The following is a 12,622-nucleotide window of genomic DNA, read 5'->3' as shown; positions in this document are numbered from 1 at the left end:
GCACGACCTGGGCGTGATCGCCAACAGCGTGCAGCGCATGCTCGTGATGTATGGCGGCAGCGTGGTCGAGAGCGGGCCGACGCGCGCGCTCTTCGCGAACCGGGCGCATCCGTACACCAAGGGGCTGTTCGCGGCGCGGCCGGTGATCGGCGCGCCGAAGGGGCAGCGGCTGGCGACCATCCGGGGCAGCGTGCCCGAGCTCGTGGACCTGCCTCCTGGCTGTCCGTTCGCGGGGCGCTGCAGCTACACGGTCGATGCCTGCCAGTCGACGCGCCCGCCCGCGGTGATGCTGCCTGACGACCATGCGGTGCGCTGCATCCGACTCGACGAGATCGAAGCGGAGGCCGTGGCATGAGCACGACCACCACCAACACACCGCTGCTGCAAGTCACCGACCTCGTTCGCCACTACGCGCTGCCGCGCGAGAAGCTGCTGGGCCCGCCGCCCACCGTCAAGGCCCTCAATGGCGTGAGCTTCGAGGTGCAGGCCGGGCGCAGCGTGGGGATCGTCGGGGAGTCCGGGTCGGGCAAGTCGACCATCGCACGGCTCGTCATGGCTCTGGACAAGCCCACCTCGGGCAGCGTGAAGCTCGAAGGGCGCGAGTTGCATGCCCTCTCAAGAGACGAACTGCGCACCGCTCGGCGCGACTTCCAGATGGTCTTCCAGGACCCCTACGGTTCCCTCGACCCGCGCCAGACCGTCGCGCGCATCGTGGCCGAGCCGCTCGAAGCGTTGGCCCAGGTCTCGAAGAAGGAGCAGCGCGAGCGCGCCGCCGAGTCCCTCGCCGCCGTGGGCCTGCGCCCCACCGACCTCGACAAGTACCCGCACGAGTTCTCGGGCGGCCAGCGCCAGCGCATCGCGATCGCGCGCGCCCTGATCACCCGCCCCAAGCTCATCGTCGCCGACGAGCCGGTGAGCGCCCTGGACGTCTCCGTGCAGGCCCAGGTGCTCAACCTCATGCAGGACCTGCAGCAGCAGTTCGGCATCAGCTACCTGCTCATCAGCCATGACCTGGCCGTCGTCAACCACCTGTGCGACGAAGTGTGCGTGGTCTTCAAGGGGCAGATCGTCGAGCGCGGCACGCCGCAGGAGCTCTTCGCCAACGCCCAGCATCCGTACACGCGAACGCTGCTCGGCGCGGTGCTGCAGGCACCGGCCCACTGATTTTTTTCTGTTGTCTTTTCCAGGAGCTATCGAAGTATGTTGAAGCGTCGCACCCTCATGACGTCCGCCATGGCCGCGGCCATCCCGGGCGTCTTCCTGCCGCAGGCGCGCGCGCAGGCCGGCAAGAACACGCTGACCATCGGCATGCCGCTCGAACCGCCGGGCCTGGATCCGACCACCGGCGCGGCCTCGGCCATCGCCGAGATCACGCAGTACAACATCTTCGAGACGCTGACCAAGGTCAATGCCGACGGCTCGGTGACCCCGATGCTCGCCGAGAGCTGGACCTCCTCGCCCGACATGAAGACCTTCGTCTTCAAGCTCAAGCGCGGCGTCAAGTTCCAGAACGGCGAGCCCTTCAACGCGGCGGTGGTGAAGTTCTCCTTCGACCGCGCGGGCAACGCCAAGAGCACCAACAAGGACAAGCGCTTCTTCAGCGAGATCGGCACCGTGGTGCTCGACGAGCACACGGTGGGCGTGAACAGCACGCTGCCCAATCCCGACCTGCCCTTCATGCTGGGCCAGTCCACCGCCTGCCTGGTCGAGCCCAAGAGCGCCGACACCAATGCCACGCAGCCCGTGGGCACCGGCCCCTACAAGCTCGGCGGCTGGCAGCGCGGCGCCTCGTGCACGCTGGTCAAGTCCACCTCCTACCGCGATCCGGCTCAAGCCAAGATCGAACGCTTCGTGTTCCGCTTCATGTCGGACACCGCGGCCCAGACCGCCGCGCTGCTGTCGGGCGACATCGACATCTTCCCGCGCGCGGGCACGCGCTCGGTGAGCCAGTTCAAGGGCAACAACCGCTTCCAGGTGATCGAAGTCGGCACGCGCGGCAAGGTGATCCTCACCATCAACAACCGCAAGAAGCCGCTCGACGACGTGCGCGTGCGCCGCGCGATCCTGGCGGCGATCGACCGCAACGCGATCGTGCAGGGCGCGGCCGACGGCTTCGGCAAGCCCATCGGCAGCCACTACGCGCTGGGCGCGCCCGGCTTCGTCGACACCACCGCGATGAATCCCTTCGACGTCGAGAAGGCGAAGAAGCTCCTGGCCGAGGCCGGCGTGAAGACGCCGCTCGAGCTGCGCCTGCAGCTGCCGCCGCCGTCGTATGCGCGCCAGGGCGGCGAGGTGATCGCCGCGCAGCTCGCGCAGATCGGCATCAACGTGAAGATCCAGAACGTGGAATGGGCCCAGTGGCTCAGCGGCACCTTCGGCGGCGCGCACGACTTCGACCTCACGATGGTCGCGCACGTCGAGCCCTTCGACCTCGTGAAGTACACCGAGACCGACTACTACTGGGGCTACGACTCGAAGAAGTTCCGCGACCTCTACGTCGCAATCCAGAACGAGGAGAACAAGAAGCGCCGCGCCGACCTGCTGGGCGACGCGCAGAAGATGCTGGCGACCGACGCGGTCAACGGCTTCCTCTACCAGGCCGTGTTCCCGACCATCGCGCGCAAGGAAGTCAAGGGCCTGTGGCCCAGCATGCCGATCGTGGTGAACGACCTCGCGGCCATCTCGTGGAGCTGATGCGATGACGACGAAGAACCTGTACGACCTGAGCGCGGCCGAACTCGGCGCCGCCTATGCCCGCCGCGAACTCTCGCCGGTGGAGGTGGCGCGCTCGGTCAATGCGCGCATCGAGGCGCTCGAGCCCAAGCTCTGCGCCACCTGGCTGTTCCGCCCCGAGCTCGCGCTCGAGCAGGCGCGCGCCTCCGAGGCGCGCTGGCAGGCCGGCACGCAGCGCGGCGCGCTGGACGGCGTGCCCGTGACCATCAAGGACAACCTCGCGACCGCGGGCGACCCGATGCCGCTGGGCACCGCCGCCTATCCGCTGGTGCCGATGGCGCAGGACTCGCCGCCCGCCGCGCGCCTCAAGGAAGACGGCACGGTGCTCGTGGCCAAGACCACCATGCCCGACGTGGGCATGCTGTCCTCGGGCCTGTCGACCTTCCACCATCTGTCGCGCAATCCCTGGGACCTGTCGCGCACGCCCGGCGGCTCGAGCGCCGGCGCCGGCTCGGCGGCCGCGGCCGGCTACGGCCCGCTGCACGTGGGCACCGATATCGGCGGCTCGCTGCGCCTGCCCGCGAGCTGGTGCGGCATCTACTCGCTCAAGCCCAGCTTCGGCCGCATTCCGCTGAGCACGCCCTACATGGGCCGCTGCGCCGGCCCGATGACGCGCACCGTGGAGGACTCGGCGCTGATGATGGCCTCGATGGCCCAGCCCGACGCGCGCGACTACTCCGAGCTGCCGCCCGGCGCGATCGACTGGGCCGCCTTCGCGGTCGAGCCCGATTTCATCAAGGGCAAGCGCGTGGGCCTGTTGATGGAAGCGGGCTGCGGCCTGCCGCTCGATCCGCAGATCGCCGAGGCGGTGCGCCGCGCCGCGAAGCGCATCGAGGACGCGGGCGCGCACGTCGAGCCGATGCAGCCCTTCATGACGCCGAAGATGCTGCAGGGCATGGACCACTTCTGGCGCATGCGCTCGCTGAGCGACCTGCGCACGATGAGCGCCGAGCAGCGCGCGAAGATGCTGCCCTACATCCTGACCTGGGCCGAGAGCGCGGCCGGGTTCTCGGGCGAGCACATCTACGAGGCCTACAGCCAGTTCATCGCCACGCGCGCCGCGGCGGTGGCCGCCACGGTGGGCTTCGACTTCGTGATCTCGCCGGTGTCGCCCAACATGCCCGCGCCCGCGGAGCATGCCTCGCCCACCAACGACCCGCTGCGCTCGCTCGAGCACATCGGCTTCACCGTGCCCTACAACATGTCGGAGCAGCCGGCGGCCTCGATCAACTGCGGCTACTCCGCCGAGGGCCTGCCGATCGGCCTGCAGATCATCGGCCGGCGCTTCGACGACCTCGGCGTGCTGCAGTTCAGCCGCGCCTTCGAGCAGATCCGCGAGCCGCAGAAGCCCTGGCCCGAACTCGGCTGAAGCGCTTGTCCGACACTGGGCGGCGCGCGAGCCTCTCGCGCACCGCCCCCGATTTTTCGCGGCGCCCCGCCGGCGCCGCCCGCAAGGAGACACCCCCATGAACCCCACCCACTTCATCGACGGCCGGCGCGTGCCCTCGGAAGGCAACGCCACCATCGACGTGATCGACCCCAGCGACGGCGAGCGCTTCGGCCAGCTCGCGCGCGGCACCGCGGGCGACATCGATGCCGCCGTGAAGGCCGCGCGCCGCGCGGTCGGCGAGAACTTCGACGGCCCCTGGGGCGCACTGAGCGCGCTCGAGCGCGGCCGGCTGATGGCCAAGCTCGGCGCGGCCGTGCTCGCCCACCACGAGGAACTGGCCCAGCTCGAGGCGCGCGACACCGGCAAGGCGCTGCGCGTGGCGCGCAACGACGCCACCGCGCTCGCGCGCTACATGGAGTACTACGCCGGCGCCTGCGACAAGCTGCACGGCGACACCCTGCCCTACGAGCGCGGCTACACCGTGCTCACCGTGCGCGTGCCGCACGGCGTGACCGGCCACATCATTCCCTGGAACTACCCGATGCAGATCGCGGGCCGCAGCGTGGGCGCCGCGCTGGCCGCGGGCAACGCCTGCGTGGTCAAGCCGGCCGAGGACGCGAGCCTCTCGCTGCTGCGCCTGGCCGAGCTGGCGGCCGAGGTCGGCTTTCCGGCCGGCACGCTCAACGTGGTCACGGGCTACGGCAAGGAAGCCGGCGCGGCGCTGTGCGCGCACCCGGGCATCGACCACATCTCCTTCACCGGCTCCACCGTCACCGGCCGCAGCGTGGGCCTGGCGGCCGCCGAGCGCCACTGCCCCGTGACGCTGGAGCTGGGCGGCAAGTCGCCGCAGATCGTGTTCGCCGACGCCGACCTCGACGCGGCCGAGCCGGTGCTGGTCAACGCCATCATCCAGAACGCCGGCCAGACCTGCTCGGCGGGCAGCCGGGTGCTGGTCGAGCAGTCGATCTACGAAGAGGTGGTGCAGCGGCTCGCGAAGCGCTTCTCGGCCGTGCGCGCCGGCCCGCCGGCCGACGACCTCGACATGGGCCCGCTGATCAACGAGAAGCAGTTCCGCCAGGTGCGCGACATGGTCGCCACCGCCGAGGCCCAGGGCCTGAAGGTGGCCGCGCGCGGCAGCGTGGCGCCCAGTGCATCGGCCCAGGGCTTCTACCAGGAGGCCGTGCTGTTCCGCGACGTGCCCGGCGACAGCGACATCGCGCAGCGCGAGATCTTCGGCCCGGTGCTGGCGCTCACGCCCTTCGCCGACGAGGCGGAGGCCGTGCGCCTGGCCAACGGCACCGACTTCGGCCTGGTGGCCGGCATCTGGACGCGCGACGGCGCGCGCCAGCTGCGCATGGCGCACAAGATGCACTGCGGCCAGGTCTTCATCAACAATTACGGCGCGGCCGGCGGCGTGGAACTGCCCTTCGGCGGCGTGAAGTCATCGGGCTTCGGCCGCGAGAAGGGCTTCGAGGCCCTGCTCGGCTTCACCACCCTCAAGACCATCGCGATCAAGCACGGATAAGCAAGGCGGAAACGAACCATGGCATTGAACGAACAAGAGAAGGCGGCCGCTCCCAAGCGCCGCGTGGGCCTCGTGGGCGTGGGCCTGATGGGCAGCGGCATCGCGCAGAACATCGTGGGCCACGGCCATGCGCTCACGGTGCTCGAGCACCCGGGCAACCAGCCGATCGACGCCCTGCTCGCGGCCGGCGCGACCTCCACGCCCGACGTGGCGAAGCTCGCGGCCGAGGTCGACGTGCTGATCCTCTGCGTGACCGGCACCCCGCAGGTCGAGGCCGTGATGCTCGGCGAGAAGGGCGCGCTCTCCGCCCTGCGCCCCGGCACCGTGGTGGTCGACTGCTCGACCGCGGTGCCCGAATCCACCTCGCGCGTGGCACGCGCCGTCGAGACCAGGGGTGGCCATTTCCTCGACGCCCCGATGACCCGCACCGCGAAGGAAGCGGCCGAGGGCCGGCTCAACCTGCTGGTGGGCGGCGACGCCGAGGTGCTGGCCTCCTGTCTGCCGCTCTTGCGCGCCTTCGCCGAGAACGTCACGCACGTGGGCGGCATCGGCGCCGGCCATGCGATGAAGCTGCTGCACAACTTCGTCTCGCTGGGCACCGTGGCGCTGCTGTGCGAGGCCGCGGCCTGCGCCGAGCGCGCGGGCGTCAAGCCCGATGTCTTCGTCGACGTGCTCGCCAAGGGCGGCGGCAACGGCGTCGCGCTCGAGCGCGTCAAGCCCAAGCTCCTGACCGGCAGCACCGATTCGCTCAAGTTCTCGATGGCCAACGCCAAGAAGGACCTGGGCTACTACAACGACATGGCCGAGCAGTCCGCGGCCGCGCACGGCATCGCGCAGGCGGTCGACGCGCTGCTCACGCGCGGCGTCGACACCTTCGGCGGCGACCGCATGGTGCTGGACCTGGTCGAGGCGCTCAAGCGCTGAGCACCCGCGCGGGAACGCCCTCGCGCGGGCGTTTCCTGCGCAGATCCGCGCGACGCCCGCATGACCGCCGGGCCCCGCGCAACCCCATACCCGTTTTTCGAAGTCGCTGAAGCGACAAGGCAAGTTCGGGCAAACCTCAGTCGACGCGGCCACACCGCGCTTCCACAATCCCCCGCTGGACCCGACGACACCGACCTCCAGAGCCGGTGCGCGGGTGAATGCCGTTGCGGCAACTGCGAGGATCGACGTGGAACTGTTCTTTCAGCAACTGCTCAACGGCCTGACCGTGGGCGGCGTCTACAGCCTGGTGGCCCTGGGCCTCACGCTGGTCTACGGCATCCTGCACGTGCCGAACTTCGCGCACGGCGCCTTCTACATGGCCGGGGCCTTCGCGGGCTACTACCTGATGGCCCGGCTGGGCCTCAACTACTGGCTCGCGATGGCCGGCGCGGCGGTGGTGGTCGCGGTGATCGCGATGCTGGCCGAGCGGCTGGTGTTCCATCCGCTGCGCAACGCGCCCGAGCTGCACGACATGATCGCCGCCATCGGCATCCTGCTGTTCATCGAGGCCGGCGCGCAGGCCATCTTCGGCGCCGACTTCCACCGCATGCCCACGCCCTACGGCCAGATCGTCGAGGTGTTCGGGCTCACGGCGCCGCTGCAGCGCCTCCTGATCATCGCGGGCGCTTTCGGGTTGATGGTGCTGCTGCACCTGTTCCTCAACCACACGGTGCTGGGCTCGACCATCATCGCGATGGCGCAGAACCGCGACGGCGCGGCGCTGGTGGGCATCGACGCCACGCGCGTCACGCTGCTGGTGTTCGCGATCTCGGGCGCGCTGGCGGCGGTGGCCGCGGTGCTCTATGCGCCGATCAACCTGGTCTACCCGAGCATGGGCAACCTGGTGATCACCAAGGCCTTCGTGATCATCATCCTCGGCGGCATGGGCAGCTTCCCGGGCGCCATCGTCGGGGGCTTGATCATCGGCATGGCCGAGAGCTTCGGCGGCTTCTACTTCTCGACCGACTACAAGGACATCATCGCCTTCGTGCTGCTGGTGGTGATCCTGTCGCTGCGCCCGCAGGGCCTGTTCACGCCGAAGGGAGCACGCTGATGGGATCGCTGCTGCAAGGCAAGGCCGGCTGGGCCGTGCTCGCGCTGATCGCGCTGGCCTTTCCGCTGTTCGCGCCCAACAACTACCTGATCTCGGTGGCGACGCAGGCCTTCATCATGGCCATCGCCGCGCTGGGCCTGAACCTGATCACCGGCTACACGGGCCAGTTCAACCTCGCGCACGGCGCCTTCATGGCCGTGGGCGCCTACACGGTGGGCATCCTCACGGTCGACCACCAGGTGCCGTTCTGGATCGCCTTCGCGCTCGCGGGCGTGGTGACCGGCGTGCTGGGCTTCTTCATCGGCATCCTGTCGCTGCGCCTGAAGGGCCACTACTTCTCGATCTTCACGCTGTGCGTGAGCTACATCATGTTCCTGCTGATCGAGAAGTGGGAGAGCCTCACGCACGGTCCGGTGGGCATCATGGGCATCCCCTCGCCCACCGGCATCGGGCCGCTGCAGTTCGGCACGCCGCTGTCGCAGTACTACCTGGTGCTGGCCTTCCTCGCGCTGGGCATCTGGGTCATGGCGCGCATCGTGCGCTCGCTGCTGGGCCGCAGCTTCATGGCGGTGCGCAACAGCGACGAGCTGGCCGAGGCGCTGGGCACCGACCTGATGCGCACCAAGACGCTGTCCTTCGTGCTGTCGGTGATCTACGCCGGCTTCGCGGGCGCGCTCTACGCGGGCCAGGTGCGCTTCCTCGGCCCCGACCTGGCGAGCGAGGCCGTGACCTTCGACCTCGTGATGTTCGTGCTGGTGGGCGGCATCGGCACCCTGCTCGGCCCGCTGGTCGGCACCTTCCTGGTCACCGGCCTCACGCAGAGCCTGCAGTTCCTGCAGGACTACCGCATGGTGGTGTTCGGCCCGGTGCTGATCGCGCTGATCATCTTCCTGCCCGACGGCATCGTCGGCACATGGCTCAAGCGCCGCGCGCGCAAGGCGGACGCGCGGCGGGCCGCGGCTTCCGCCGCCACCGTGCAGGAGGTGCGGCGCCATGCTTGAGATCGAGGGCCTCACCAAGCAGTTCTTCGGCCTGACCGCGGTCGACAGCGTGAGCACGCGCTTCGAGCGCGGCCAGATCAGCGCCATCATCGGCCCCAACGGCGCCGGCAAGACCACCTTCTTCAACCTGGTGGCGGGCACGCACAAGCCGAGCGCGGGCCGCATCGCCTTCGAGGGCCGCGACGTCACGGGCATGCGCCCCGACCACGTGGCGCGGCTGGGCATCGCGCGCACCTTCCAGACCACGCACCTGTTCGACAACGCCACCGTGCTCGACAACCTGATCGTGGGCCACCGGCTGCGCACGCACTCGGGCCTGTGGGACGTGCTGATCGGCAGCCGCCGCCTGCGCGAGGAAGAGAAGCTGTGCCGCGACAAGGCGCAGGAGGCGCTGGACTTCGTGGGCCTCTCGCACATCGCCCACCGCATCGCGGCCGACATCACGCAGGAGGAGCGCAAGCGCGTGGCCTTCGCGCTCGCGCTGGCGACCGACCCGCAGCTGCTGCTGCTCGACGAACCCGCGGGCGGCGTGAACCCCGAGGAGACCGTGGGCCTGGCGGCGCTGATCCGCAAGCTGGTGGCGCACGGCAAGACCGTGTGCCTGATCGAGCACAAGATGGACATGATCATGCAGCTGGCCGACAAGATCGTCGTGCTCAACAACGGCGCCAAGATCGCCGAGGGCACGCCCGCCGAGATCCGCCGCGATCCGCAGGTGATCGAGGCCTACCTGGGGACCGACCATGCTGCGGTTTGAGGGCGTCGACCTCCACTACGGGAGCTTCCGCGCGCTCAGCGGCGTGAGCCTGCATGCCGACCCGGGCGAGCTGGTGGTGCTGCTGGGCGCCAACGGCGCGGGCAAGACCTCGATCTTCATGGCCGCCAGCGGCATCCGCCGCCCGAGCGCGGGCCGCATCCGCCTGGGCGACGGCGACATCACGGGCCAGCGCCCGGCGCAGATCGTGGCCTCGGGCCTGGTGCACTGCCCCGAGGGCCGCAAGCTGTTCCCGATGATGACGGTGCGCAAGAACCTCACGCTGGGCGCCTACGTGCACCGCGGCGACAAGGCCGGCATCCAGCGCTCGCTCGACGAGGTGTTCTCGCTGTTCCCGATCCTCGCGGCCAAGCAGAACGATCCCGCGGGGTCGCTGTCGGGCGGCCAGCAGCAGATGGTGGCGATCGGCCGCGCGATGCTCGGGCGGCCCAGGGTTCTGCTGCTCGACGAGCCCTCGCTGGGCCTGGCGCCACTGATCGTGAAGCAGGTGTTCGAGGTGATCCAGCGCATCAACCAGCAGGGCACCACGGTGCTGCTGGCCGAGCAGAACGCCTACTCGGCGCTGGCCATCGCGCACCGCGCCTACGTCATCGAGCGCGGCCGCATCGCGCTCGAGGGCGATCGCGAATCGCTGCTGCACAACGAGGCGGTGCGCGCCGCCTACATCGGCGCCTGAGCCGCGCGCCGGTCCCCCGCTTTTTTCCTCGCCCCCCAACTACAGGAGACAACGCCATGACATCCACCACGCCCCTTCGCACCCGCCGCCGCCTTGCCGCGCTGCCCGTGGCCGCAGCGCTGGCCGCCGCCTTCGGTGCCGGCACCGCCTTCGCGCAGGACACGGTGAAGATCGGCTTCACGGGCCCGCTGAGCGGCGGCGCCGCGCTCTACGGCAAGAACGTGGTCAACGGCATGGAGATGGCGATCAAGGAAGTGAATGCCGCGGGCCTCGAGGTCGGCGGCAAGAAGTACAAGTTCGAGCTGGTCGCGCTCGACGACAAGTACTCGCCGGCCGATGCCGCCATCAACGCGCGCCGGCTGGTGCAGCAGCACCAGGCGCCGGCGGTGTTCGTGCCGCACTCGGGCGGCATCTACGCGATGCAGGCCTTCAACGAGCAGGAGAAGTTCATCGTGATGGCGTACTCGAGCACGCCGAAGATCACCGAGACCGGCAACAAGCTCACCATCCGCATCCCGCCGACCTTCAACTCCTACATCGAGCCCTTCACGCGCTACGAGATGAAGAAGTTCGGCAAGCGCGTCGGCATGCTGCCGGGCGACCACGAGTACGCGAAGAACTGGAGCCAGCTGTTCGGCCCGGCCTGGGAGAAGGCCGGCGGCACCATCGCCTCGAACAACCCCATGTCCTACAACCGCTCGGCCGACTTCTACAGCGGCGTGAGCCGCGTGCTGGCCGAGAAGCCCGACGTGCTGTTCGTCGGCGGCCCCTCGGAGCCCACCGCGCTGGTGGCCAAGCAGGCGCGCGAGCTCGGCTTCAAGGGCGGCTTCCTGGTGATGGACCAGGCCAAGTTCGACGAGATGGCCAAGGTCACGGGCGGCCTCGGCGCGCTCGAGGGCTCGATCGGCGTGCTGCCGGTGGCCTACGACGAGCGCGTGGGCCCGAAGAGTTTCGCCGAGGCCTACCGCAAGGCCTACGGCGCCGACAAGGACGCGACCACCGAGTCTTCCTACAACTACACGCTGGTGCACGCGCTGGCCGGCGCGATGAAGCTCGCGGGCACCACCAGCGACGCGGCGGCGATCCGCGCCAAGCTCGGCGATGCGCTCAAGGCGCTGCCCGAGAAGATCAATGCCGGCAGCTTCAAGGGCGTGGACAGCGTGGGCGGCACCATCGTCGACCCGCTGGTGGCCACGGTGGAAGGCGGCAAGATCAAGCCGGTGAACCTCAGCGACCTGATGAAGTGACGGGCGCGACGCTGCGCGCCAGCAGGTGGTCCACCAGCCGGCGCTGCGGAAAGCCCAGCGTCTCCTGCCGCGTGCAGATGTACATGCGGCGCGAGGCCCAGGCGTCGGTGAGGTTCAGGAAGCGCAGCCCCATCTCCTTGCGATAGGTGGCGGCCGCGCCCTCGGGCAGGATGCCCACGCCCATGCCGGCCTCGATCATCCGGCACACGGCCTCGAAGCTCTTGACCTGCACGCGCAGCCGCAGCACCTTGCGCGCCAGCGCGGCGGCGTCCTCGATGGTGCGCGCGATCGCGGAGTCGCTCTCGAGGCCGACGAAGTCGAAGTCGAGCAGCTGCTCGAACGAGACCTCGCGGCCGCGGTGCGGATGCCGCCGGTGCACCACGGCCACCAGCCGGTCCATGCGGTAGGGGATGAAGTTGAGGCTGGCGTCCGAGGTCTCGCCGGTGATCACGCCGACGTCGGCCTGGCGCTCGCGGATCGCCTGCACGATCCACACGCTGCGGTGCTCCTCCACGTCGACGCGGATCTCGGGATAGGCGCGCCGGAAGCTCGCCACGTCATCGGGCAGGAACTGCCCCATCGCCGAGGCATTGGCCTGCAGCCGCACGCGGCCGGTGGCGCCCTGCGCGTAGTCGGAGAGGTCGGCGCGCATGCGGTCGACGTCGCGCAGGATCAGCCGCGCATGTACCGCGAGCGATTCGCCCGCGCCCGTCACGGTCACGCCGCGCGAGCTGCGCTGGAACAGGGTCACGCCGAACTGGCTCTCGAGCATCGCGATGCGGCGGCTCGCGGCCGACAGCACCATGTGGCTCTCGGCGGCGGCCTTCGAGAGGCTGCCGCATTCGACGGCGCGCAGGAACAGCGCAAGGGAATCCAGGTCGGGTCTCATGGGGGCGGGGGTCGGTCGGCCACTATCATTGCACGCCGCCGCGCGCCCACTGCCGCGGCCGGCCCCTTCGACCGACAATCCTTGCCATGACCGACGCCACCGAACGCCCGCCCCTGCCCGACCGCCTCTCGACCGACGCGCGCAGCCCCTTCCACCTGCCCACGGCCTTCGAGCACGAGATCGGCATCCGCTTCAACGGCAAGGAACGCCTCGACGTCGAGGAGTACTGCATCAGCGAAGGCTGGATCAAGGTGCCGGCCGGCAAGACGGTGGACCGCAAGGGCCATCCGCTGCTGCTCAAGCTCAAGGGCACGGTCGAGGTCTACTACCGCTGACGCGGCAGTAGTT

Annotated in this window: 13 protein-coding genes; 12 read left to right on the top strand and 1 reads right to left on the bottom strand. The window is 69.7% G+C overall.

The genetic code is table 11. The features are described 5' to 3' along the window. The 11 genes from KV106_RS36120 to KV106_RS36070 all read left to right on the top strand — a co-directional run. Positions 1–355, top strand: a 355-nt coding sequence (locus tag KV106_RS36120; RefSeq protein WP_409976596.1) for an oligopeptide/dipeptide ABC transporter ATP-binding protein, incomplete at its 5' end; no start/stop codon positions are given. Next, positions 352–1,164 carry an ATP-binding cassette domain-containing protein gene (locus tag KV106_RS36115; RefSeq protein ID WP_261216635.1) on the top strand — a complete coding sequence of 271 codons (813 nt, stop codon included), beginning with the start codon at positions 352–354 and terminating at the stop codon, positions 1,162–1,164. The genes KV106_RS36120 and KV106_RS36115, both read left to right, overlap by 4 nt. 36 nt (positions 1,165–1,200) lie before the next feature. Then, positions 1,201–2,694: an ABC transporter substrate-binding protein gene (locus KV106_RS36110; protein WP_261216634.1), complete on the top strand. Its 1,494-nt coding sequence runs from the start codon at positions 1,201–1,203 to the stop codon at positions 2,692–2,694. Positions 2,695–2,698: 4 nt separating this feature from the next. Next, on the top strand, positions 2,699–4,102 hold the full coding sequence (locus KV106_RS36105) for an amidase (protein WP_261216630.1): 1,404 nt from the start codon (positions 2,699–2,701) through the stop codon (positions 4,100–4,102). A 97-nt stretch (positions 4,103–4,199) separates the two neighbouring features. Beyond that, the gene (locus tag KV106_RS36100) at positions 4,200–5,648 is read left to right on the top strand and encodes an aldehyde dehydrogenase family protein (RefSeq protein WP_093353671.1); all 1,449 of its coding nucleotides are present in this window, start codon (positions 4,200–4,202) and stop codon (positions 5,646–5,648) included. Positions 5,649–5,666: 18 nt separating this feature from the next. Continuing rightward, positions 5,667–6,572, top strand: coding sequence for an NAD(P)-dependent oxidoreductase (locus KV106_RS36095; RefSeq protein ID WP_057594608.1), 906 nt, complete (start codon positions 5,667–5,669; stop codon positions 6,570–6,572). A gap of 247 nt (positions 6,573–6,819) precedes the next feature. After that, positions 6,820–7,686, top strand: coding sequence for a branched-chain amino acid ABC transporter permease (locus KV106_RS36090; RefSeq protein ID WP_057594607.1), 867 nt, complete (start codon positions 6,820–6,822; stop codon positions 7,684–7,686). Next, a complete protein-coding gene (locus tag KV106_RS36085) occupies positions 7,686–8,687 on the top strand; it encodes a branched-chain amino acid ABC transporter permease (RefSeq protein ID WP_057594606.1) in 1,002 nt (333 codons plus the stop codon). Before KV106_RS36090 ends, KV106_RS36085 begins: the two co-directional genes overlap by 1 nt. Beyond that, positions 8,680–9,444, top strand: coding sequence for an ABC transporter ATP-binding protein (locus tag KV106_RS36080; protein ID WP_057594605.1), 765 nt, complete (start codon positions 8,680–8,682; stop codon positions 9,442–9,444). Before KV106_RS36085 ends, KV106_RS36080 begins: the two co-directional genes overlap by 8 nt. Next, positions 9,431–10,138 (top strand): ABC transporter ATP-binding protein, encoded by a 708-nt coding sequence (locus KV106_RS36075; protein WP_057594604.1) that lies wholly within the window; start codon positions 9,431–9,433, stop codon positions 10,136–10,138. The genes KV106_RS36080 and KV106_RS36075 overlap by 14 nt, the downstream gene beginning before the upstream one ends. Before the next feature lie 56 nt (positions 10,139–10,194). Further along, the gene (locus KV106_RS36070; protein ID WP_057594603.1) at positions 10,195–11,385 is read left to right on the top strand and encodes an ABC transporter substrate-binding protein; all 1,191 of its coding nucleotides are present in this window, start codon (positions 10,195–10,197) and stop codon (positions 11,383–11,385) included. Here KV106_RS36070 and KV106_RS36065 read toward each other — a convergent pair. After that, positions 11,366–12,274, bottom strand: coding sequence for a LysR family transcriptional regulator (locus KV106_RS36065; RefSeq protein WP_057594602.1), 909 nt, complete (start codon positions 12,272–12,274; stop codon positions 11,366–11,368). The genes KV106_RS36070 and KV106_RS36065 overlap by 20 nt on opposite strands. An 86-nt stretch (positions 12,275–12,360) precedes the next feature. Between KV106_RS36065 and KV106_RS36060 the strand changes: the two genes are divergently transcribed. Continuing rightward, on the top strand, positions 12,361–12,609 hold the full coding sequence (locus tag KV106_RS36060) for a DUF3297 family protein (protein WP_057594601.1): 249 nt from the start codon (positions 12,361–12,363) through the stop codon (positions 12,607–12,609). The last annotated feature ends 13 nt before the right edge of the window (positions 12,610–12,622 follow it).

The organism is Variovorax endophyticus (assembly GCF_025376855.1).
Classification (GTDB): Bacteria; Pseudomonadota; Gammaproteobacteria; order Burkholderiales; family Burkholderiaceae_C; genus Variovorax.
This window is presented reverse-complemented; position numbering and strand designations above follow the sequence as displayed.

Bases quoted from the DNA above. Each gene is read 5' to 3' on its own strand.
- KV106_RS36110 (WP_261216634.1), top strand. From the start codon at position 1,201: ATGTTGAAGCGTCGCACCCTCATGACGTCCGCCATGGCCGCGGCCATC.
- KV106_RS36065 (WP_057594602.1), bottom strand. From the start codon at position 12,274: ATGAGACCCGACCTGGATTCCCTTGCGCTGTTCCTGCGCGCCGTCGAA.
- KV106_RS36070 (WP_057594603.1), top strand. From the start codon at position 10,195: ATGACATCCACCACGCCCCTTCGCACCCGCCGCCGCCTTGCCGCGCTG.
- KV106_RS36085 (WP_057594606.1), top strand. From the start codon at position 7,686: ATGGGATCGCTGCTGCAAGGCAAGGCCGGCTGGGCCGTGCTCGCGCTG.
- KV106_RS36080 (WP_057594605.1), top strand. From the start codon at position 8,680: ATGCTTGAGATCGAGGGCCTCACCAAGCAGTTCTTCGGCCTGACCGCG.
- KV106_RS36060 (WP_057594601.1), top strand. From the start codon at position 12,361: ATGACCGACGCCACCGAACGCCCGCCCCTGCCCGACCGCCTCTCGACC.
- KV106_RS36100 (WP_093353671.1), top strand. From the start codon at position 4,200: ATGAACCCCACCCACTTCATCGACGGCCGGCGCGTGCCCTCGGAAGGC.
- KV106_RS36095 (WP_057594608.1), top strand. From the start codon at position 5,667: ATGGCATTGAACGAACAAGAGAAGGCGGCCGCTCCCAAGCGCCGCGTG.
- KV106_RS36115 (WP_261216635.1), top strand. From the start codon at position 352: ATGAGCACGACCACCACCAACACACCGCTGCTGCAAGTCACCGACCTC.
- KV106_RS36075 (WP_057594604.1), top strand. From the start codon at position 9,431: ATGCTGCGGTTTGAGGGCGTCGACCTCCACTACGGGAGCTTCCGCGCG.
- KV106_RS36105 (WP_261216630.1), top strand. From the start codon at position 2,699: ATGACGACGAAGAACCTGTACGACCTGAGCGCGGCCGAACTCGGCGCC.